The 20,068-nt window shown below is 36.8% G+C and carries 16 protein-coding genes; 8 read left to right on the forward strand and 8 right to left on the reverse strand.

Going from position 1 to position 20,068, the window contains the following annotated elements; all coding sequences use genetic code 11:
• Positions 1-218 precede the first annotated feature (218 nt).
• The 3 genes from ACB104_RS10025 to ACB104_RS10035 are packed head-to-tail and all read left to right on the forward strand — an operon-like array spanning position 219 to position 2,846.
• Positions 219-1,457: an MDR family MFS transporter gene (locus tag ACB104_RS10025; protein ID WP_370478376.1), complete on the forward strand. Its 1,239-nt coding sequence runs from the start codon at positions 219-221 to the stop codon at positions 1,455-1,457.
• Between the two features lie 25 nt (positions 1,458-1,482).
• The gene (locus ACB104_RS10030; protein ID WP_370478378.1) at positions 1,483-2,463 is read left to right on the forward strand and encodes a YpdA family putative bacillithiol disulfide reductase; all 981 of its coding nucleotides are present in this window, start codon (positions 1,483-1,485) and stop codon (positions 2,461-2,463) included.
• The gene (locus ACB104_RS10035; protein WP_370478380.1) at positions 2,460-2,846 is read left to right on the forward strand and encodes a VOC family protein; all 387 of its coding nucleotides are present in this window, start codon (positions 2,460-2,462) and stop codon (positions 2,844-2,846) included. Before ACB104_RS10030 ends, ACB104_RS10035 begins: the two co-directional genes overlap by 4 nt.
• On the opposite strand, the gene ACB104_RS10040 is transcribed toward ACB104_RS10035, so the two are convergent.
• The gene (locus ACB104_RS10040) at positions 2,847-3,290 is read right to left on the reverse strand and encodes an Lrp/AsnC family transcriptional regulator (RefSeq protein ID WP_370478382.1); all 444 of its coding nucleotides are present in this window, start codon (positions 3,288-3,290) and stop codon (positions 2,847-2,849) included.
• Positions 3,291-3,413: 123 nt separating this feature from the next.
• On the opposite strand from ACB104_RS10040, the gene ACB104_RS10045 reads away from it, so the two are divergent.
• Complete coding sequence (locus tag ACB104_RS10045) at positions 3,414-3,809, forward strand: hypothetical protein (RefSeq protein ID WP_370478384.1); 396 nt, start codon at positions 3,414-3,416, stop codon at positions 3,807-3,809.
• 552 nt (positions 3,810-4,361) lie between these two features.
• On the opposite strand, the gene ACB104_RS10050 is transcribed toward ACB104_RS10045, so the two are convergent.
• Positions 4,362-7,826: a methylmalonyl-CoA mutase family protein gene (locus tag ACB104_RS10050; protein ID WP_370478386.1), complete on the reverse strand. Its 3,465-nt coding sequence runs from the start codon at positions 7,824-7,826 to the stop codon at positions 4,362-4,364.
• Between the two features lie 146 nt (positions 7,827-7,972).
• On the opposite strand from ACB104_RS10050, the gene purU reads away from it, so the two are divergent.
• The 4 genes from purU (at position 7,973) to ACB104_RS10070 (ending at position 10,216) form a co-directional block, all read left to right on the forward strand.
• Positions 7,973-8,827: a formyltetrahydrofolate deformylase gene (gene purU, locus ACB104_RS10055; RefSeq protein WP_370478388.1), complete on the forward strand. Its 855-nt coding sequence runs from the start codon at positions 7,973-7,975 to the stop codon at positions 8,825-8,827.
• A gap of 38 nt (positions 8,828-8,865) precedes the next feature.
• On the forward strand, positions 8,866-9,570 hold the full coding sequence (locus ACB104_RS10060; protein WP_370478390.1) for a DUF4197 domain-containing protein: 705 nt from the start codon (positions 8,866-8,868) through the stop codon (positions 9,568-9,570).
• Positions 9,571-9,783: 213 nt separating this feature from the next.
• A complete protein-coding gene (locus ACB104_RS10065; protein ID WP_370478392.1) occupies positions 9,784-9,981 on the forward strand; it encodes a Lacal_2735 family protein in 198 nt (65 codons plus the stop codon).
• A 79-nt stretch (positions 9,982-10,060) separates the two neighbouring features.
• The gene (locus ACB104_RS10070; protein ID WP_370478393.1) at positions 10,061-10,216 is read left to right on the forward strand and encodes a hypothetical protein; all 156 of its coding nucleotides are present in this window, start codon (positions 10,061-10,063) and stop codon (positions 10,214-10,216) included.
• Positions 10,217-10,304: 88 nt separating this feature from the next.
• On the opposite strand, the gene pyrF is transcribed toward ACB104_RS10070, so the two are convergent.
• The 6 genes from pyrF to ACB104_RS10100 form a co-directional block, all read right to left on the reverse strand.
• Positions 10,305-11,120, reverse strand: coding sequence for an orotidine-5'-phosphate decarboxylase (gene pyrF, locus ACB104_RS10075; protein WP_370478394.1), 816 nt, complete (start codon positions 11,118-11,120; stop codon positions 10,305-10,307).
• Between the two features lie 9 nt (positions 11,121-11,129).
• A complete protein-coding gene (gene prfA / locus ACB104_RS10080; protein WP_370478396.1) occupies positions 11,130-12,206 on the reverse strand; it encodes a peptide chain release factor 1 in 1,077 nt (358 codons plus the stop codon).
• A gap of 451 nt (positions 12,207-12,657) precedes the next feature.
• Positions 12,658-15,213 (reverse strand): adenosylcobalamin-dependent ribonucleoside-diphosphate reductase, encoded by a 2,556-nt coding sequence (locus tag ACB104_RS10085; RefSeq protein WP_370478398.1) that lies wholly within the window; start codon positions 15,211-15,213, stop codon positions 12,658-12,660.
• Between the two features lie 178 nt (positions 15,214-15,391).
• Positions 15,392-16,351, reverse strand: coding sequence for a DUF3078 domain-containing protein (locus ACB104_RS10090; RefSeq protein ID WP_370478400.1), 960 nt, complete (start codon positions 16,349-16,351; stop codon positions 15,392-15,394).
• 71 nt (positions 16,352-16,422) lie between these two features.
• Complete coding sequence (locus tag ACB104_RS10095) at positions 16,423-17,601, reverse strand: AIR synthase related protein (RefSeq protein WP_370478402.1); 1,179 nt, start codon at positions 17,599-17,601, stop codon at positions 16,423-16,425.
• Between the two features lie 84 nt (positions 17,602-17,685).
• A complete protein-coding gene (locus ACB104_RS10100) occupies positions 17,686-19,872 on the reverse strand; it encodes a glutamine synthetase III family protein (protein ID WP_370478404.1) in 2,187 nt (728 codons plus the stop codon).
• Between the last annotated feature and the right edge of the window lie 196 nt (positions 19,873-20,068).

Below are 20,068 nucleotides of genomic sequence, written 5' to 3' on the forward strand. Positions count from 1 at the left end.
AGCTCAATAATAAAAATCAAAATGCGTAATAACGTCACAATTTGTAGAAAGCAATGGACCTCTTCTTATACCGGAAGACGTTGGGCTTGTTATATATTGTGGTGATATAAATATAAAATATTGCAATATTTAAAAGTCCGACTTCACCGTCGGACTTTTTGTTTTTTAGTAAAACCATTAATTTAATTAAGTCCCTATTTAAAAGGGATAAAAGAGGAATGAAAACTTTATTCAACAATTATTTAAACACCTTTAAAGGCTTATCTGTAGAGGTGTGGTGGTTGGCGTTAATATCACTTATTAACAGGGCGGGCACGATGGTTATTCCATTTTTGTCACTTTACTTAACCGAAAGTCTTAGTTTTTCGTTAAGTGAAGTGGGCTGGATAATGAGTGCCTTTGGGCTGGGTTCTGTGGTCGGCTCATGGGTTGGTGGAAAGTTAACCGATAAAATTGGCTATTATAAAGTTATGACCATAAGTCTATTGGCAACTGGATTTCTATTTATTGCTCTACAGTTTTTAAAAACATTTGAAACACTTTGTATCGGTATCCTGATTGTTATGTTAGTAGCCGATATGTTTCGACCAGCCATGTTTGTAGCCTTGAGCGCACATAGCATACCTGAAAACAAAACACGGTCTGTCACGCTGATACGCCTCGCCATAAATTTGGGGTTTTCGGCAGGGCCAGCAATTGGTGGGCTTATTATTACAACATTAAGTTATGGCGGCCTGTTTTGGGTCGATGGCATAACGTGCATTCTAGCTACTTTGGTATTGATTACAGTTCTAGATCCGAAAAAATCCAAAGTATTGGATGATGTTACCGTTGAAAACCCTAAATCGGCTTATCAAGACAGAGCATTTTTGATTTTTCTTGTAGCCATGATGCTTTTCGGTATTGTGTTTTTACAGTATTTTTCAACCATGCCTTTGTATTATAGAGAAGGACATTTTTTAACGGAGTTTGAGATAGGCATCTTGTTAGGAGCAAATGGTTTTTTAATCTTTGTTTTTGAAATGCCTTTAATAAAATGGCTGGAAAATACTAGTTTTTCCAAAATAGGTTTAATGCTTTTTGGTGGCATTTTAACCGGGGGAAGCTTTATTATTCTAAACTTAACCTCTTGGTCTGGAATATTGATTTTGGGCATGTTGCTCATGACCTTTGGTGAAATGATTGCATTCCCGTTCTCCAACGCATTTGCTTTGGAAAGAGCCAAAAAAGGCAATCAAGGTGAATACATGGCTCTCTATTCCATAGCATTTTCATTTGCCCATATTTTTGGCCACAATGCTGGCATGCGCTTGGTTGACCAACTGGGGTTTGACAACACTTGGTATATCATTACCCTACTGGCTGCGATTTGTGTATTTTTGTTATTTGGTTTGAGGCAGTATTTAAATGCAACGAAAGCAAATAGAGAAAAAGCCAACCTGACCCCTTGGATTTAAAAATTATCTAGTTCAATAAAAATAGATGAAAGAAAAAACAAAAAAAGAAGTCATAATCATTGGAGGAGGTCCCATTGGTATTGCCTGTGCCTTAGAATGTAAAAAAAGAAATTGGGATTATTTAGTCATTGAAAAGGGAGCACTTACGAACTCACTTTTCAATTACCCAAAAAACATGACTTTTTTCTCAACTTCAGAAAAGTTGGAAATAGACGAAATTCCGTTTATTAGTAACAATCCCAAACCTAACAGGGATGAAGCATTGGAGTATTACAGACGTGTTACCAACTCGAACCAGTTGAATATTAAATTATACGAAACTGTGGTTTCTATTAAAAAGGAAACAGACCATTTTAAAATTGCTACTAGCAAATCGAGTTACACGTCAAAATATGTCATCATCTGTACCGGGTTTTACGACATACCAAAACTATTGAACGTGCCCGGTGAAAACCTCCCAAAAGTTACCCACTATTATAAAGAAGCCCATAGCTACAGCATGCAAGAAATTGTTGTTGTTGGCGCCAGCAATTCTGCCGTTGATGCCGCTTTGGAAATATGGCGTAAGGGCGGACGGGTTACGATGGTGGTTCGAGGTGAAACCATAGGCGAACGCGTCAAATATTGGGTACGGCCAGATATCATAAATCGTATTGAGGAAGGTAGTATAAAAGCCTACTACAATTCCGAAATAACGGAAATAAAAGAAGAAGAAGTAACAATTAAAACGCCAGATGGGATGATAAATATTCCTAATGACTATATAGTGGCCCTTACTGGTTATTTACCTAATTTCGAATTATTGATTGGTAGCGGAATTTTGTTGTCGGATGACGAAAAACATATTCCCCAGTACAACAAAGAAACCATGGAAACCAATGTTGAAGGACTTTATTTAGCTGGGGTAATTTGTGGCGGTAAAGAAACCCATAAGTGGTTTATTGAAAATTCAAGAATTCATGCAAAACTAATTGCCGAACATTTAGAGATTAAAATAAAAGAATGAATTTAAACCAAATAACCATACCGTCATTAAATGTTGAACACGCCACTGAATTTTACAAAACTTTAGGGTTAAAACTTATTGTTGATGCCATTCCGAAATACGTGAGGTTTGTATGTCCTGATGGCGATTCCACGTTTTCAATCCATCATGTGAATGAATTACCAAAAGGCGACGGTATTACCATTTATTTTGAAGATGAACATTTAGACGAATGTGTTGCTAAACTTCAGCAAAAGGAAGTGATTTTCAACCAATTGCCGGAAGACAAGCCTTGGCTTTGGCGAGAAGCTCATTTGCAAGATCCCGATGGCAACAAAATCATTCTTTACTATGCAGGCAAAAACAGAAAAAATCCACCTTGGCGCATTGATTTGAAAGAATAATTACTTTATAGGAATTACCTCTTTTTGTTTCACCACTCGCGATAAAACAATTTGTGTTTTAGACTCTCCGTAGGTAATGAGCTGGTCAATAAACGACTCCAAATGTTTATTGTTTTTTAAGACCACTTCCATCACAATATTTTCATCACCCGTAATCCGGTAACAGTTAATTACCTCCTCATAGGTTTTTACTTTTTCCAAAAAGGGCTTTAATTTTCCCATAAAGGCCCTTAAGGTGATAATTGCTTTTAATTGATAACCAATTTCAAAAGGCGAAACAATCGTCTTATAACCTTCAATAATTCCCAAATCTTCCATCTTTTTAATGCGTTCTGAAACTGCAGGAGAACTTATGCCAACTTGGCGTCCAATTTCAGCATTGGAAAGCCTAGCATTTTGCTGTAAACATCTTAAAATCTTACTGTTAATCGAATCAATGCTCATTCAAAAGAAAACTAAACCTAAATAATTAAAATCTAAAGCAAATATACAATTTTACTTTAAAAACTAAAGTTGAATCTCACTTCTTGTGACTAATTTTGATAAAATTGCTTGAAAGTTTAGAATATGTTACATAATACCCCATCAAACCTATCGGAATTACCGATTTACCAAAAAGCCCTAGAGATTTTTGCTCTGTCGCAAAATATATCGACCTACTTAAATCACGACTTATCTAGCTTGCAACCAGATGGTTCAGAGGACAATAATATTTATTTCTCTGGTGATATTGTGCAACAATCTGTTTCGTTGGCTCCTGAAATTTTAAATGTGGAGTTACAACGCCATTCCGACCAAAAGCATAAACATTTGGCAGCGTTAAGACGCCTTACCAATAAACTCTACAAAAATTCTTATAGACTAGAGCGCTCTAACAGTAATGGGAAAGATTTCCTGCCAATTTTGAGAAGTGAACTTAAAAAGTTCAAAAAACTTCAGCGCTCTTGGATGCTTAGCTTATAAGAACATTTAGACTCTCCTTTAAGACTCTTAAAATATTCTTTGATTACGTTTCTATTAAACAAAAAGCCTCAAGATTTACATCTCAAGGCCTTTATATCATTATTATTTTCTTAAACATTATCTAGTTAGCATCGAATTTTTTAAATCTACTATACTGGCTTCCAATAGATAGTACTTTTCAGATTTAACGATGTTTATCAACCAATCTAAATGGTTTTTTGACCGTCTTTTAAATTTGTATTTCAGTGTTGTTTCCATAGGTAAAAATTTTTAATTCTTGGGTTAATCAATAATTTTTAATAGCATCTGTAATACCAAGTTACACCTCGGGTTTGCAATCCAGAAAAAACAGAAAACAAATTAGTTAAACGGCTATTATTGAACCATAACGGGATTTTATTTGTAAAAAAAAACGATGAAATAAGGGTTTAAGCAGTATAGAATTGCTCATATTTACCTAAAAGCATTAATCAATAAAAAACACCTCAAAAACTTGATTATAAACAAATTAAAGCGAAATCCTGCAATTCATTGTAAGAACAGAAACCCTACTTACATGTTTCGGCGATACTGTCCTCCCACTTCAAAAAGCGCCTGGGTTATCTGCCCTAAAGAACACACTTTACAAACTTCCATTAAGGCTTCAAAAGTATTTTCATTTTTAATGGCCGTTTCCCGAAGGTCGTTTAACACTGATTCTGTATCGTTATTTTCGTGAAGATTTTGTAGCGTTTGTATTTGAAATTGCTTTTCTTCCTCGGTAGCCCTAATAACTTCCGCTGGCAAAATGGTTGGTGACCCTTTACTGCTTAAAAATGTATTCACGCCTATAATCGGGAATTTCCCACTATGCTTCAATGTTTCATAATACAAACTTTCTTCTTGTATTTTACTGCGTTGGTACATGGTTTCCATGGCGCCCAAAACGCCTCCCCGTTCGGTAATTCGATCAAACTCTAAAAGCACCGCTTCCTCTACCAAATCGGTCAATTCTTCAATAATGAACGACCCTTGAATGGGGTTTTCATTTTTGGCAAGTCCCAATTCCTTATTAATGATTAGCTGAATAGCCATGGCTCTTCGAACGGACTCCTCGGTTGGTGTTGTTATAGCCTCGTCGTAGGCGTTGGTGTGCAACGAATTGCAATTATCATAAATGGCATACAAGGCTTGAAGCGTTGTGCGGATGTCATTAAAATCGATTTCTTGGGCATGCAAACTTCTTCCCGAAGTTTGGATATGATATTTAAGCATTTGGGCCCTCGGGTTTGCACCGTACTTGTGCTTCATGGCTTTTGCCCATATTTTTCGAGCCACACGACCAATAACCGCATATTCGGGATCTATTCCATTGGAGAAAAAGAACGAAAGATTAGGACCGAACTTGTTGATGTCCATACCACGACTCAAATAATACTCCACGTATGTAAATCCATTGGAAAGCGTTAATGCCAATTGCGTAATTGGGTTTGCCCCAGCCTCGGCAATATGATAACCAGAAATGGAAACCGAATAGAAATTCCTAACATTGTTTTCGATAAAATACTCTTGGATGTCTCCCATCAACCTGAGTGCAAATTCCGTTGAAAAAATACATGTATTTTGCGCTTGGTCTTCTTTTAAAATATCGGCCTGAACTGTACCCCGCACTTGGGCAATGGTTTTTTTCTTTATTTCAGCATAAACTGCCTTTGGCAGCACTTGGTCACCGGTAACCCCTAAAAGCATTAACCCTAAGCCATTGTTTCCTTCGGGCAATTGCCCGTTATATTTGGGGCGTTCTTTGCCTTTGTAAAGTTTGGATATTTTTGATTCAACTTCTTTTTCCAGTCCCTTTTCCTTAATGTAAATTTCACATTGTTGGTCAATGGCCGCATTCATAAAAAAGCCCAAAAGCATGGGCGCTGGCCCATTAATGGTCATGCTTACCGAGGTCAATTCATTTGCCAAATTAAATCCTGAATATAATTTTTTGGCATCATCCAAACAACATATTGAAACGCCAGCATTACCAATTTTTCCGTAAATATCGGGGCGATATCCCGGGTCGTTTCCATAAAGGGTAACGCTATCAAAAGCCGTAGACAAACGTTTGGCCGGTAAACCTGAACTCACATAATGAAAACGTTTATTTGTGCGCTCTGGGCCGCCCTCTCCAGCAAACATTCTTGCGGGGTCTTCGCCCATTCTTTTAAATGGGTACAACCCAGCAGTATAAGGAAATGCACCGGGTACATTTTCTTGTAGACACCACCTTAAAACATCACCCCAAGCTTGATATTTGGGCAACGCCACTTTTGGAATTTGGAGGTGTGAAAGTGACTCCGTATGCGTTTCAACTTTTATTTCTTTGTCGCGAACCTTAAATGTATAAATTGGTTCTTTATACATATTAACTTGTTCATCCCAACCCAAAATTAGTTCCCAATTTCTAAGGTCAAGGTTTAATTTTACGCGATCGAACTCTTTAAAAAGCAAACTCAAAAACTCTTTGGAACTGTCATTCTGAACTTGATTCAGAATCTCATTTTGATTTATTCCTTTTTTGGTTAAAAAAGACATCTCTACTGCGCTCGATGTAACATCACCCACTGAACAAATGGTTTTGTAAATACCATAAAGCTTTTGGGCGACTTCAACTTGTTCTAAAACCTTTTTATTGTAATTGCGATTGTTTCCCGCTATTTCAGATAAATACCGTGTTCTTGATGGTGGAATGACATAAATCTTTTCACTCATTTCATTTGAAATGGCAGAAGTTGATTTTATATTAGATTTTGTTTTTTCATTTAATTTTGAAATGACTGCCTGGTAAAGCGCATTCATTCCCGGGTCGTTAAATTGGGAGGCTATGGTTCCAAAAACAGGTAAATCATCTTGCGAAACATCCCAAAGGTTATGGTTCCGCATGTACTGCTTTTTCACATCGCGTAAAGCATCCTGTGCACCCCGTTTATCAAATTTGTTGATGGCCACCAAATCGGCAAAATCTAGCATATCAATCTTTTCCAATTGTGTTGCTGCCCCAAATTCTGGGGTCATGACATAAAGTGAAACATTTGAATGTTCTATGATTTCGGTATCAGATTGACCAATACCGGAAGTTTCCAAAATTATAAAATCAAATTCGGCAGCTTTTAAAACCTGAATAGCCTCACTAACATATTTTGACAATGCCAAATTAGACTGGCGTGTAGCCAAACTGCGCATATAAACCCGTGGATTGTTAATGGCATTCATCCGGATTCTATCCCCCAAAAGGGCTCCTCCTGTTTTACGCTTTGAGGGGTCAACGGAAATAATACCAACCGTTTTTTCAGGGAAATCATTTAAAAAACGTCTTACCAATTCATCAACCAAACTCGACTTACCAGCACCACCAGTGCCCGTTATACCAAGAACCAAAGCCCCTCCCAAACTACCCGATGGGAAGGAATCCTTACTTAAGCTTGAAAATATATCCTTAAATTCTTCGGGTCTGTTTTCTGCCAGGGAAATTAATCTAGCTATGGTATTTACGTCTTTATCTCTTAAAGATTCTCCAATTCCCTTACCTTCGGGAAGTGTCAGGGATGGGCTTTGGTTATCCGACTGCTCCACCAAATCATTAATCATGCCTTGCAAACCCATTTCTCGACCATCGTCAGGCGAATAAATTCGGGAAATACCATAATCCATCAAATCCTTAATTTCAGATGGCAAAATAACACCGCCACCACCACCAAAAATTTTAATATGCCCTGCTCCTTTTTCCTGCAAAAGGTCGAACATATACTTAAAATATTCGTTATGCCCTCCTTGATAACTGGTCAAACAAATGGCATTAACATCTTCCTGTATAGCCGTATTTACAACTTCCTCCACACTTCTGTCATGCCCTAAATGGATTACCTCAACGCCAGTAGCCTGAATAATGCGTCGCATAATGTTAATGGAGGCATCATGCCCATCAAAAAGTGAAGCCGCAGTAACTATTCGGATATGGTTTTTTGGTTTATAAGGCGAAGGTTGGTTCATTCTTAAAAAAAATTGATTTTCTCTTATGCAATTTAATAAATATTCAAAAAAATAAGGCGTTTACGTGAAATTATCTAAAATCTTTCCTCCAATTCCATGGTAAATTATTTTTATGCTATTTTTAGCCTCTAAATATGAGGAGTTTCATGAATAAAATCACCATTTTAATACATTGTAAAGACCGACCAAACATCATTGCTTCCGTTACTAATTTTATCGCCCATAATGGTGGCAATATTGTTTATATAGATCAGCATGTAGACCGAGAGCAAAATATCTTCTTTATGAGGTTGGAAAGCGAATTTGGATCAAATTCTTTTGATACGGTTGAATTTAAATCTGCTTTCAAAAATGATATAGCTGAAAAGTTTAAAATGAAATGGCGTATTTATTCGTCTGAAAAAAAGCCAAAAATGGCTCTATTTATTTCAAAATACGACCATTGCCTTTACGATTTATTAGGGCGTTATAATTCGGGCGAACTTAATTTAGAAATCCCTTTTATAATTAGCAACCATATGGATTTGAAGCCAATTGCCGATAGCTTCAAAATTCCTTTTTACCATATTCCCGTGACCAAGGACACCAAGGAAAAAGCTGAAAACTCCCAATTAGAACTTTTGGACAAATACAATATCGACTTTATCGTGCTTGCAAGATATATGCAAATCGTTTCTGAAAAGTTAATTAGTAAATACCCCAATAAAATCATCAATATTCACCATTCCTTTTTACCTGCCTTTGTTGGCGCCAAGCCTTACCACTCTGCCTATAAACGAGGTGTTAAGATTATAGGTGCGACCAGCCATTACGTAACCGAAGAATTGGATGCAGGCCCTATTATTGAGCAAGATGTTACGCGTGTTACACATGCGCATTCCATTTCAGATTTAATTACCAAGGGGCGCGATTTAGAGAAAATAGTACTGGCAAATGCCGTTAAACTGCATGCTAACAGAAAAGTTATGGTATACAATAACAAGACGGTTATTTTTTCATAAAATTCTGCCTATTTTTACACAAATAAAAGCCCAAAATCATGATCCGTAAATTCTTAGCCGTATTTTTTATACTCAACCTAACTGCCTGTGCGGAACTTCAGCAAGTTGTTAATCAATTGCCTCAGGGAGAAACTATTGGAAACGACCAAATAGCATCTGGTTTGCGTCAAGCTTTAGATTTTGGCATTGACAAACAAGTTACCAAACTCACACAGCAGGATGGGTTTTACAAAAATGAATTGGTAAAAATCCTTCTTCCCGAGGAACTTCAAAAAGTTGACAAAGGACTAAGAGACATTGGTTTAAGCAATTTAGCTGACGAAGGACTAAAATTACTGAATAGAGCAGCTGAAGATGCCGTTAAGGAAGCCACCCCTATTTTTGTTGATGCCGTAAAGGGCATAACCTTTGCAGATGCAAAAAACATTCTTTTAGGAAACGATGATGCTGCAACACAATACTTAACTTCCAAAACCCAAACGGCATTGTACAACAAGTTTAACCCTGTGATTAAAAACTCATTTAGTAAGGTTGGTGCGGACGAAATTTGGAACAACCTAATTAATAAATACAACAGCATCCCATTTACAAATGATGTAAATCCAGACCTGACAGACTATGTTACAGGTGAAGCATTAAAAGGTGTTTATACCATGATTGCCGTTGAAGAAAAGGAAATACGGACAAAGCTATCTTCGCGAACCACAGATTTGCTTAGGAAAGTTTTTGCTCTTCAAGATTAAATTCTGAAAAAATCAATTTGAAAAAATCGAATAGAAATTATTCGGTTTTTTTATTCATCTCATCAATAGCTATTGCAATGTCATTTTCATTTTCAATAGTTTTCCCGTCAACAGCAACCCTCATACTTGGTTTTTTTGAAGAAAAATAAGCTATCCAACCATTTATTTTTAAGAAAAAAAATGTATCTTTAAATACTTGCTATTCAACCACTAATGAAAAGATTGGACCAAATAAAATCTCATCAGGCCAAATTGTACGCGCAGTACCGGTCGTTGGTTGAACAGGCTTATAATTTTAGGCAAACAGATTCAGCCTTAAGTGACATTTCTGAATATAAGGCCATAAAATTGCTCAACAAGCTAAACAGGTTAAAATATCTGTACAGAGACCAGCAGGAGCCCGTAATTTAATTTTTCACAATTACTTAACATTGCAATAACGTCTAAACCAAGAGTTTAAACGTATTTTATTTATATAAAAAAGAACGTTATGAATACACATTTTTGCAAAGTGGGCAGAATTAAGCCCAATCACAACAAGTTGACTAGTTTAAGAGATTTTGAAAAAAGAATTGCAAACTTTGTAGACGATACTACAAAAGTTGATTATTCAAAAGATTTGCACGGAAGGCTTAAAATTGTTTAGGTGTGAACAAATCATTGATTACATCACATTCGAAAAAAACACAAATAAAATCTAAATCTTCATTTGGACAAATGGGTTGTGCCCTATTTTAACACGCCAACTCTAAAGCCATTTCTTTTTGAAGTTCTTCAGCTTTTTTTGCTGCTGCCTCAGCGAAATCCAAACCATCGGATGCGTAAATTATACCTCTCGATGAGTTTATAAGTAACCCAATATTGCTACTCATTCCATATTTGCAAACATCATGTAAATTACCACCTTGGGCACCGACACCCGGCACCAATAGAAAACTTTCAGGAATAATTCTCCGAATTTCAGCCAAGTATTCTGCTTTTGTTGCTCCCACAACATACATCAAATTTTCGGCATTTTTCCATGATTTTGACGTTTCCAAAACATGCTTGTAAAGTTCTTTTCCCTCTATTGTTTTAGTCTGAAAATCAAAAGCCCCTTGATTGGATGTCAAGGCCAAAAGTATGGTATGCTTGTTTTTGAAATCTAAAAATGGTTCCACTGAATCCTTGCCCATATAAGGTGCCACGGTAACTGAATCGAAAGCCAAATCTTCAAAAAAAGCTTTGGCGTACATACTGCTTGTATTACCAATATCACCTCTTTTAGCATCTGCTATAGTAAATATTTCGGGATGATTTTCGTTTAAATAATTAATGGTTTTTTCAAGTGACTTCCAGCCTTTTAAACCATAAGCTTCATAAAATGCGGTATTGGGCTTATAAGCTACGCACAGATGATGCGTGGTATCAATAATGGCTTTGTTGAACGCAAAAATGGGGTCTTCTTCTTTTAAAAGATGCTTTGGGATTTTGGTCAAATCTACATCCAATCCGATACAAAGAAAAGATTTCTTTTTTTTGATTTGATCAATTAATTGGCTTTTGGTCATTTATAAAGATTAAATCAAATCACCGTCAGCCTTCAACTTCTCAGTATTTTCAGCTAGTTGCAATTCGTCAATTATTTTTTGGATATCACCGTTTACAATGTTTTGCAAATCATAAAGCGTTAGACCAATTCTATGATCAGTGACCCTTCCTTGCGGATAATTGTAGGTTCTAATTTTTGCACTTCTATCACCCGTAGACACCATGCTTTTACGCTTTGCTGAATCTGCTGCTTCCTTTTTTGCCAACTCCATTTCATATAATCGAGATCGCAATACCTTTAACGCTTTTTCAAGATTTTTGTGCGACGATTTTTGGTCTTGGCAGCTTACAATCATTCCTGTTGGTTCATGGTGCAGCTTAATGGCCGAATAGGTTGTATTTACCGACTGCCCTCCTGGACCTGTAGAAGTTGTTCTTTCAATCCTAACTTCACTCATGTCCAGTTCCACATCAAATTCTTCGGCTTCTGGAAGCACAATTACCGATGCGGCACTAGTATGCACACGGCCTTGTGTTTCTGTTTGTGGCACACGTTGTACACGATGCACACCCGCTTCAAATTTCAGGGTTCCATAAACATCTTCACCGGAGACTTCAAAAATAATTTCCTTAAAACCGCCTGATGTACCTTCATTAAAGTCCATTAATTCCACTTTCCAACCTCTACCTTCACAATATTTGGTGTACATTCTATATAAATCACCCGCAAAAATACTGGCTTCATCACCACCGGTTCCAGCTCGTACTTCTACAACCGCATTTTTGGAATCTTCAGGATCTTTGGGAATCAAAAGAAAACGGATTTCCTCTTCTAACAACGGAATTTTTTCTTTGACTTCCTCATACTGCATTTTAGCCATTTCAACCATTTCCCCATCACTGCCTTCTTCAATAATTTCCTCCGCCTCAGCCAAATTATTGCTAAGCTCAATATATTGGTCACGCTTGTCCATCAACACGCGCAAGTCTTTGTATTCTTTATTTAATGCAATATATCGTTGCTGATCTGAAATAATAGCAGGCTGAATGATTAAATCGCTAACCTCATCAAACCGCTGTTTTACTATTTGTAATTTCTCTAACATCTGCCTTTTTATTGGGATTCAAAAATACGATAATTTATGAATTTTCAATGCTTGAATAAAGGGTTATAAAGCATTGATTAAAAATATTCTGGATTGCGCAACGTTATTATAATTAGCTATGCAACAACTGTTTTACATATTCGGTTTTTAGAGGCCGCTTATCATTTGGTCGTTTGTACTTAATATGCTCTTATGTTTTTTAAACTTGAATGCCATCAATATTCTGTTTATAAAATTTCTTTGGCTGATTACGTTATGGCACTTATTGGATGAAACACCTGTAAAAAGAAATTTGAATTCCTTTCAAAATCAGAAATCCCGTCTTTAAAACTATTTGGCTTGATGTTTATTATAGATACTTGTTTAAGCTTACCTTTTGTTCTATTGCTTTTAGAGTTTGTATAAAAAAGGGAAGCATGTAGCTTCCCTTTTTTATTTTATGTTAGTATTTCTAACCACATTTAGAAGACCCACAATCTTTACAGGTTAAACAACCTTCTTGATAAATTAAATTTTGGGATTTACAGTTATCACACTTCTGGCCTTTTGCTTGCGTGCCATCGGCCACATAACGTTTTAATGCCCGCACCACACCATTTTTCCAAGTGTTTATTGACTCGCTATCCAACTGCAAACTGTTAATCAAATCTACAATTTTATCAATTGGCATACCATGTCGCAATGTACTGGAAATCAGCTTAGCATAATTCCAAAACTCCGGATTGAACTTATGTGAAAGCCCCTCTATCGTGGTTTTATAACCTCTTTTATTTTTATACTGAAAATCGTAACGTGAGATTCCGTCTTCGTTTCTGTTTTTAATGATCAACCCCGTATTTGCCCATCTCGGAATGAGGATACCATCCTCATCATCGGCAAGCCCTGTAAAAACTTCGTATGGTTTTCCATCAATTAACCCTATAAATGCAATCCATTTTTCCTTGTTGTTTTGAAAACGAACCACGTCGGCCTCCAAAACCTGTGGACGTTTAATCGGGAATGTAGTCAATTTATCATCACCAGCCTCTTCCTTTTTTTCATCATTAGAAATAAGCACGCCCGAACGGGACCCATCTCTATAAACCGTAACTCCTTTGCAGCCAACTTCCCAAGCTTTTAAGTACAAATCACCAACCAATTCTTCAGAAACATCGTTGGGCAAATTAATGGTTACGCTTATGGAATGATCCACCCATTTTTGAATAGCTCCTTGCATGCTTACTTTGCTCAACCAATCCACATCATTGGATGTGGCTTTGTAATATGGTGACTTTTTGATGAGTTTATCAATTTCCTCTTGCGAATAGTTGATTGAAGTATCTATATTATTCACCTCCATCCATTGTTTAAAACGATGGTGGAACACAACATATTCCTCCCAAGAATCGCCAACTTCATCAACAAAATCTATTCGAACATCTTTGTCGTTTGGGTTTACCTTTCTTCTTCGTTTGTAGACAGGCATAAACACGGGTTCAATACCCGATGTGGTTTGTGTCATTAAACTAGTGGTGCCTGTTGGGGCAATAGTCAATAGTGCAATATTACGTCTGCCATATTCCAACATTTCATAGTACAACTTGCTATCGGCTTCTTTTAATCTAATGATAAACGGATTATTTTTTTCGCGCTCAGCTTCATAAATTGAAAATGAGCCCCGTTCCTTGGCCAAATGAACCGAAGAACGGTAGGCTTCAATGGCGATGGTTTTATGAACTTCCAACGAAAATTCATTTCCTTTTTTACTGCCATATTGAATACCCAAAGCTGCCAACATATCGCCTTCTCCTGTAATACCAACACCTGTTCTGCGCCCTTCTTGGGCTTTTCTTTGGATATTGAGCCATAAATTTTTCTCAGTTGATTTAACCTCATCCAACTCAGGGTCTTCATCAATCTTTTTTAGGATTTTATCAATTTTTTCTAATTCCAAATCAATAATATCATCCATGAAACGCTGTGCAGCAGCCACATGTTTTTTGAACAAATCAAAATTGAAAGAAGCCTTTTTTGCAAACGGGTTTTCTACATAGGAAAATAAATTAATGGCCAACAACCTGCAGGAATCGTAAGGACATAAAGGAATCTCACCACATGGGTTTGTAGACACGGTTTTGTACCCCAAATTGGCATAGCAATCTGGAATAGATTCATTTATAATAGTATCCCAAAATAAAATCCCAGGTTCGGCGGATTTCCATGCGTTGTGCACAATTTTTTTCCATAGTGCCGTAGCTTCAATAGATTTTGAAACCTTCGGGTTATCACTAAAAATGGGATATTTTTGAACATACTTGCCGCCATTTTTAACGGCCTTCATAAATTCATCATCAATACGAACCGAAACATTTGCACCAGTAACCTTCCCCTGTTCTAGCTTGGCATTAATAAAATCCTCTGAATCGGGATGATTTATGGAAACCGACAACATTAAAGCTCCACGACGCCCGTCTTGAGCCACCTCTCTGGTTGAATTGGAATAGCGCTCCATAAAAGGCACAATACCCGTTGACGTTAATGCTGAATTTTTAACCGGAGAACCTTTGGGGCGTATATGCGACAAATCATGTCCAACACCACCACGACGTTTCATAAGTTGTACTTGTTCTTGGTCAATTTTCATGATGCCACCATAAGAATCCGATTCACCAGAATTACCAATAACAAAACAGTTTGAGAGCGATGCAATTTGAAAAGGATTGCCAATTCCAGCCATGGGGCTACCTTGTGGAACGATGTATTTGAAATCTTTAATCAAATCAAAAATTTCATCCTCAGTAAACGGATTTGCATATTTAGTTTCTATTCGAGCAATTTCCTTTGCGATACGCCTATGCATATCGTTTGGGGTAAGTTCATAAATATTTCCGTGGGAATCTTTTAGGGCATATTTATTTAACCATACACGAGCGGCTAAATCGTCATTCTTAAAATATTTCAGGGTAGCTTCAAAAGCTTGTTCTTGAGTGAAGGTTTTGAGGGAAGTTTGGGCTAGTTCTGCATTCATGAGTCAGTTAGTATATTTTTAGTTAATTATGGATATAAATAAACCATAAATATACAATTTAAAATATGACAAAAATCATAAAGTTTGCAGCTTAAATAGTTTATATATTTGATTTACAGTTATTTAAAAATTTATCAACATCAAAAAGTTAACAAATTTTTCTAACAGAAGTAATCTTCTAAAAATCTACGGCAACACCAACACCAAGCATTTGTTTCCACTGCAATTTGGCTCCAGCTTCATCAAACTCCCCTTCAATTTCAGATGGCTTTTTGGTCTTGATATCGTCATCATATCTTATGTGGGAACCAAAACTAGCTCTTACAAATTGATTCACTTTAAAATCGAAATCCAATCGCCAATCCACATCAACATTTCCAAAATTATTTATATAATCCGAATACAGGCTTAATTGATTTTTTACATTGATATTTTCAGCTACCTCCATTTCATAACTATTGGTAAGCAAAATACCTACTTCCCTCCTAACACGCTCGCCCGGTATTATTATATTTCCGTACAAATCCAAAACTGCAGGTTTAACACCAAACGCACCTGCATTCGCCAAATCTTTGTCTAAAACAAAAGTGGCCTTTAAAGTCAAAGGTGAAAAATACAAGGATACGCGCTCGATATCCTTACCATATTCCATTCCACCACCAAAAAACAAATAACCGGGAGCCATTAATCGCGAAATTGGCTCATCAGTATTTGGATACTTATAACCATTTGTTAATTGCGTTCTAAAATTAAGCCGGGCAGAATAAAACCAATTGGACTTGGCTTCAGGTTTATATCCGAGGTTTGAATTTACTTCCAGTAAATCATCAGTCTTTCGAATTTCCTTGTCTTGTTGCTTGTTAACGCCATACTGAATAGTTGCATTGTTTCTCCAAGCAAAAAATTTATCCGAGTAATTTGCAGAAGTCTCAAAACCTAAAAGTCCAGAAATCGAATTTGTACCACCTGAATTCCAATTAACAAAGGCAACTTCACTTAAATCCAGAGAGACCTTGTTTTTTTGGATCCATTGAGGCCCTTCATATTTTTCCTGAACCTTTTTAATGAAGAGCGAGTCGGGCTGCGCAAAAGCGACATTACAAATAAAGTAAGCAAAGAACAAAATAGGATATCTCATAACATGTTGGTTTGTATAAAAAATTACGTTTTTATCAATAATCGTTCCACTTTATCGAAAAACACAAATAATTAGTAACTAAACTCACCAAACTCCGATTTTATTGTAAGCTTTTTGATTTTTGATGCTTCAACCCTACCAATAATTTTTGCACCTACGTTAAAGGACTTAGATATTTCGATTATTTTCTCAGCAATTTCTGGTTTCACATAAAGCTCCATTCTGTGCCCGCAATTAAACACTTGGTACATTTCTTTCCAATCGGTTTTGCTTTGTTTTTGTATTAGTTTGAACAGCGGGGGAATTGGAAGCATATTGTCCTTTATAATGTGAAATTCATCTACAAAGTGAAGAATTTTAGTTTGCGCTCCACCTGAACAATGCACCATACCATGAATGGTTTCACTATCAAATTCTGACAAGATTTTCTTGATAATGGGCGCATAAGTTCTAGTTGGTGACAGCACCAATTTCCCAGCGTCTATTGGCGAGCCATCAACAGCATCAGTCAATTTTACACCTCCTGAATACACCAATTCCTCTGGTACAGAAGCATCAAAACTTTCTGGATATTTTTCGGCCAAATATTTACTGAACACATCGTGCCGGGCGGAAGTCAATCCATTACTGCCCATACCACCGTTGTATTCCTTTTCATAAGAAGCTTGCCCAAAACTTTCAAGTCCAACTATAACATCGCCTGCTTGAATATTGGCATTGTCAATTACATCGCTGCGTTTCATTCTGGCCGTTACAGTGGAATCAACAATAATGGTTCTTACCAAATCGCCAACATCAGCTGTTTCGCCACCGGTGGAATGAATGGTTACACCATAATTTTTTAACTCTGAAATCAACTCTTCCGTTCCGTTGATAATCGCCGAAATAACTTCACCAGGAATTAAATTTTTGTTTCTACCAATTGTTGATGACAGCATAATATTATCGGTTGCACCAACACAAAGCAAATCATCTATATTCATTATCAAAGCATCCTGTGCAATGCCTTTCCATACCGAAACATCTCCGGTTTCTTTCCAATACATGTAGGCCAAAGAAGACTTTGTTCCAGCACCGTCGGCATGCATCACCAAACAATAATCCTCGTTATTTGTTAAATAATCCGGAACAATTTTGCAGAATGCATTTGGAAACAATCCTTTATCAATGTTCTTAATGGCATTGTGAACATCCTCTTTTGATGCCGAAACCCCACGTTGGGCATATCGTTTTGAAACTTCTTGACTCATAATATTTTATTCTGCCGCAAATTTACTCCTTTGAAACAAAAAATCCCGCATTTTTTAAAGCAGGATTTTTAGAAGTTTTAAACACTATCGTGTAAATAACAGTTCTCTGTATTTTGTTAATGGCCAAAGTTCATCGTCTACCAAAAGCTCAAGCTTGTCGCAATGATAACGGATATCACCAAACAAGGTTTTCACTTTATTGCAATAAGCAACCGCCCTTTTCTCTAAATCTTCAATAGTATTTGCTTTTCGTCTTTCGTCAATCATTTTGGTAACATTGGCATTGATGCCCTCTATGTGGTTTGAAATTTCCTCAATCAATTTTACCTGTTCTTTAGAAACAGCATCGAATTTTTTATCGAATATTTCCTTTAACCCTCTAACGTTTTCAATTAACACATTTTGATATTTAACGGCCGTTGGCACAATGTGATTTCTTGCAATATCGCCCAACACCCTACTTTCTATTTGAATATGCATGCTATAGGCTTCAATCTCAATTTCGTAACGCGCCTTGGTTTCAATTTTGCTCATAACGTTCATTTCCTCGAACAGCTTTATGGTTTGCTCTGAAACCCTAGCTTTTAGTGCTTCGGGCGTTGTTTTATTATTACTCAAACCTCTTTTTTTTGCTTCATCCTCCCATTCTTTTCCATAACCATTGCCCTCAAACAAAATATCTTTGGTAGATTTAATGTATTCGCGCAAAACATTAAACACGGCTTCATCTTTCTTAAGACCTTTTTTATCTATTAAGACATCAACTTCAACCTTAAAATCTTTTAATTGTTTGGCCACGATGGTGTTTAAAACCGTCATAGGATTTCCACAATTAGCCATGGAGCCCACTGCCCTAAATTCAAATTTATTACCTGTAAATGCAAATGGAGAAGTTCGGTTTCTATCTGTATTATCCAACAACACGTCTGGAATTTTACCAACAACATTAAGCTTTAATTCTGTCTTTTCTTGAGGTGATAATTTACCTTTTGTAACACCTTCCAACTCCTCTAAAACCTTGGTAAGTTGCTCACCTATAAAAACCGAAATTATTCCTGGAGGCGCTTCATTGGCGCCCAACCTGTGGTCGTTACTCGCAGATGCAATGGCCGCCCTTAAAAGCGCTTCATGCTGATGAACCGCCTTAATGGTATTTATAAAAAAAGTCAAAAACTGAAGGTTGCTCATTGGTGTTTTTCCTGGCGCCAAAAGGTTGACACCAGTGTCTGTTGAAAGCGACCAGTTGTTGTGTTTACCAGAACCATTTATACCGGCAAAAGGTTTTTCGTGAAGCAGCACCTTAAAATTATGCCGTGATGCCACACGTCCCATAATGTCCATCAGTAAAGAGTTATGGTCTACAGCCAAATTGGCCTCTTCAAAAATTGGAGCCACTTCAAACTGGTTTGGAGCCACCTCATTATGCCTAGTCTTAACAGGAATACCTAAGAGCATACATTCAGTTTCCAAATCACGCATAAAATTTAATGCCCTACTCGGAATTGAACCAAAATAATGATCGTCCAATTGTTGTCCCTTGGCTGCAGAATGGCCCAACAACGTTCTACCTGTTAACGTAATATCTGGACGACTGGCCGCCAACAATTTGTCAACCAAAAAATATTCCTGCTCCCAGCCCAAAGATGAAGTTACTTTTTTTACATTTTTATCAAAATACCTACAAACCTCGGTTGCCGCATCGTCAACGGCATGCAATGCTCTTAACAATGGTGTTTTATAATCTAAAGCTTCCCCTGTATATGCAACGAAAATAGTTGGAATACAAAGCGTAGTACCATAAATAAATGCTGGAGATGTTGGGTCCCAAGCCGTGTAACCTCTGGCTTCAAAGGTATTACGAATACCTCCACTAGGGAAACTTGATGCATCGGGTTCTTGCTGCACCAATTGACCCCCTCCAAATTTCTCAATAGCCATGCCCTCCGATAAGGTCTCAAAAAAGGCATCATGCTTTTCTGCCGTTGCTCCTGTAAGAGGCTGAAACCAATGTGTATAATGGGTCACACCCTTTGAAAGCGCCCAGTCTTTCATTGACGATGCCACTTGGTCAGCAATGGTCCTATCAATCTTCTTCCCATATTGAACAGCACTCATCACGCCTACAAAAGCATCTTTAGTCAAATATTGGCGCATAGCGTTTTCATTGAAAACATTTTTTCCAAATAAATCGGAGCGTCTTTCCTTTTCCTCAATAAAACCGGGCTTGTAAGCAAGTGATTCTTTTATGGCATGAAATCTTAATGTGGACATTCTTAAAATCTTATTAAAACGTTTGAAAATGAATTACTAGGCAAAAATAATTAGCAAAATCAAAAAAACCATTATTCGGTAAAATTTGTTGTTAACATTTTTTCAGTTTTTATATAAAATAATCATCTTTTTTTAAAATAATCCTTAAAAAAATAGGGTATAAATAAAAATAACTTAGACATTTATCAAAACACCC

The organism is Tamlana flava (assembly GCF_041287255.1).
GTDB lineage: Bacteria > Bacteroidota > Bacteroidia > Flavobacteriales > Flavobacteriaceae > Tamlana > Tamlana flava.

Excerpts from the sequence above, each read along its gene's own strand:
- ACB104_RS10070 (WP_370478393.1), top strand. The coding sequence starts at position 10,061 with ATGAATACACATTTTTGCAAAGTGGGCAGAATTAAGCCCAATCACAAC.
- ACB104_RS10045 (WP_370478384.1), top strand. The coding sequence starts at position 3,414 with ATGTTACATAATACCCCATCAAACCTATCGGAATTACCGATTTACCAA.
- ACB104_RS10085 (WP_370478398.1), bottom strand. The coding sequence starts at position 15,213 with ATGAATGCAGAACTAGCCCAAACTTCCCTCAAAACCTTCACTCAAGAA.
- ACB104_RS10100 (WP_370478404.1), bottom strand. The coding sequence starts at position 19,872 with ATGTCCACATTAAGATTTCATGCCATAAAAGAATCACTTGCTTACAAG.
- prfA (WP_370478396.1), bottom strand. The coding sequence starts at position 12,206 with ATGTTAGAGAAATTACAAATAGTAAAACAGCGGTTTGATGAGGTTAGC.
- ACB104_RS10025 (WP_370478376.1), top strand. The coding sequence starts at position 219 with ATGAAAACTTTATTCAACAATTATTTAAACACCTTTAAAGGCTTATCT.
- ACB104_RS10050 (WP_370478386.1), bottom strand. The coding sequence starts at position 7,826 with ATGAACCAACCTTCGCCTTATAAACCAAAAAACCATATCCGAATAGTT.
- ACB104_RS10060 (WP_370478390.1), top strand. The coding sequence starts at position 8,866 with ATGATCCGTAAATTCTTAGCCGTATTTTTTATACTCAACCTAACTGCC.
- pyrF (WP_370478394.1), bottom strand. The coding sequence starts at position 11,120 with ATGACCAAAAGCCAATTAATTGATCAAATCAAAAAAAAGAAATCTTTT.
- ACB104_RS10035 (WP_370478380.1), top strand. The coding sequence starts at position 2,460 with ATGAATTTAAACCAAATAACCATACCGTCATTAAATGTTGAACACGCC.
- ACB104_RS10030 (WP_370478378.1), top strand. The coding sequence starts at position 1,483 with ATGAAAGAAAAAACAAAAAAAGAAGTCATAATCATTGGAGGAGGTCCC.
- ACB104_RS10065 (WP_370478392.1), top strand. The coding sequence starts at position 9,784 with ATGAAAAGATTGGACCAAATAAAATCTCATCAGGCCAAATTGTACGCG.
- ACB104_RS10090 (WP_370478400.1), bottom strand. The coding sequence starts at position 16,351 with ATGAGATATCCTATTTTGTTCTTTGCTTACTTTATTTGTAATGTCGCT.
- ACB104_RS10095 (WP_370478402.1), bottom strand. The coding sequence starts at position 17,601 with ATGAGTCAAGAAGTTTCAAAACGATATGCCCAACGTGGGGTTTCGGCA.
- purU (WP_370478388.1), top strand. The coding sequence starts at position 7,973 with ATGAATAAAATCACCATTTTAATACATTGTAAAGACCGACCAAACATC.
- ACB104_RS10040 (WP_370478382.1), bottom strand. The coding sequence starts at position 3,290 with ATGAGCATTGATTCGATTAACAGTAAGATTTTAAGATGTTTACAGCAA.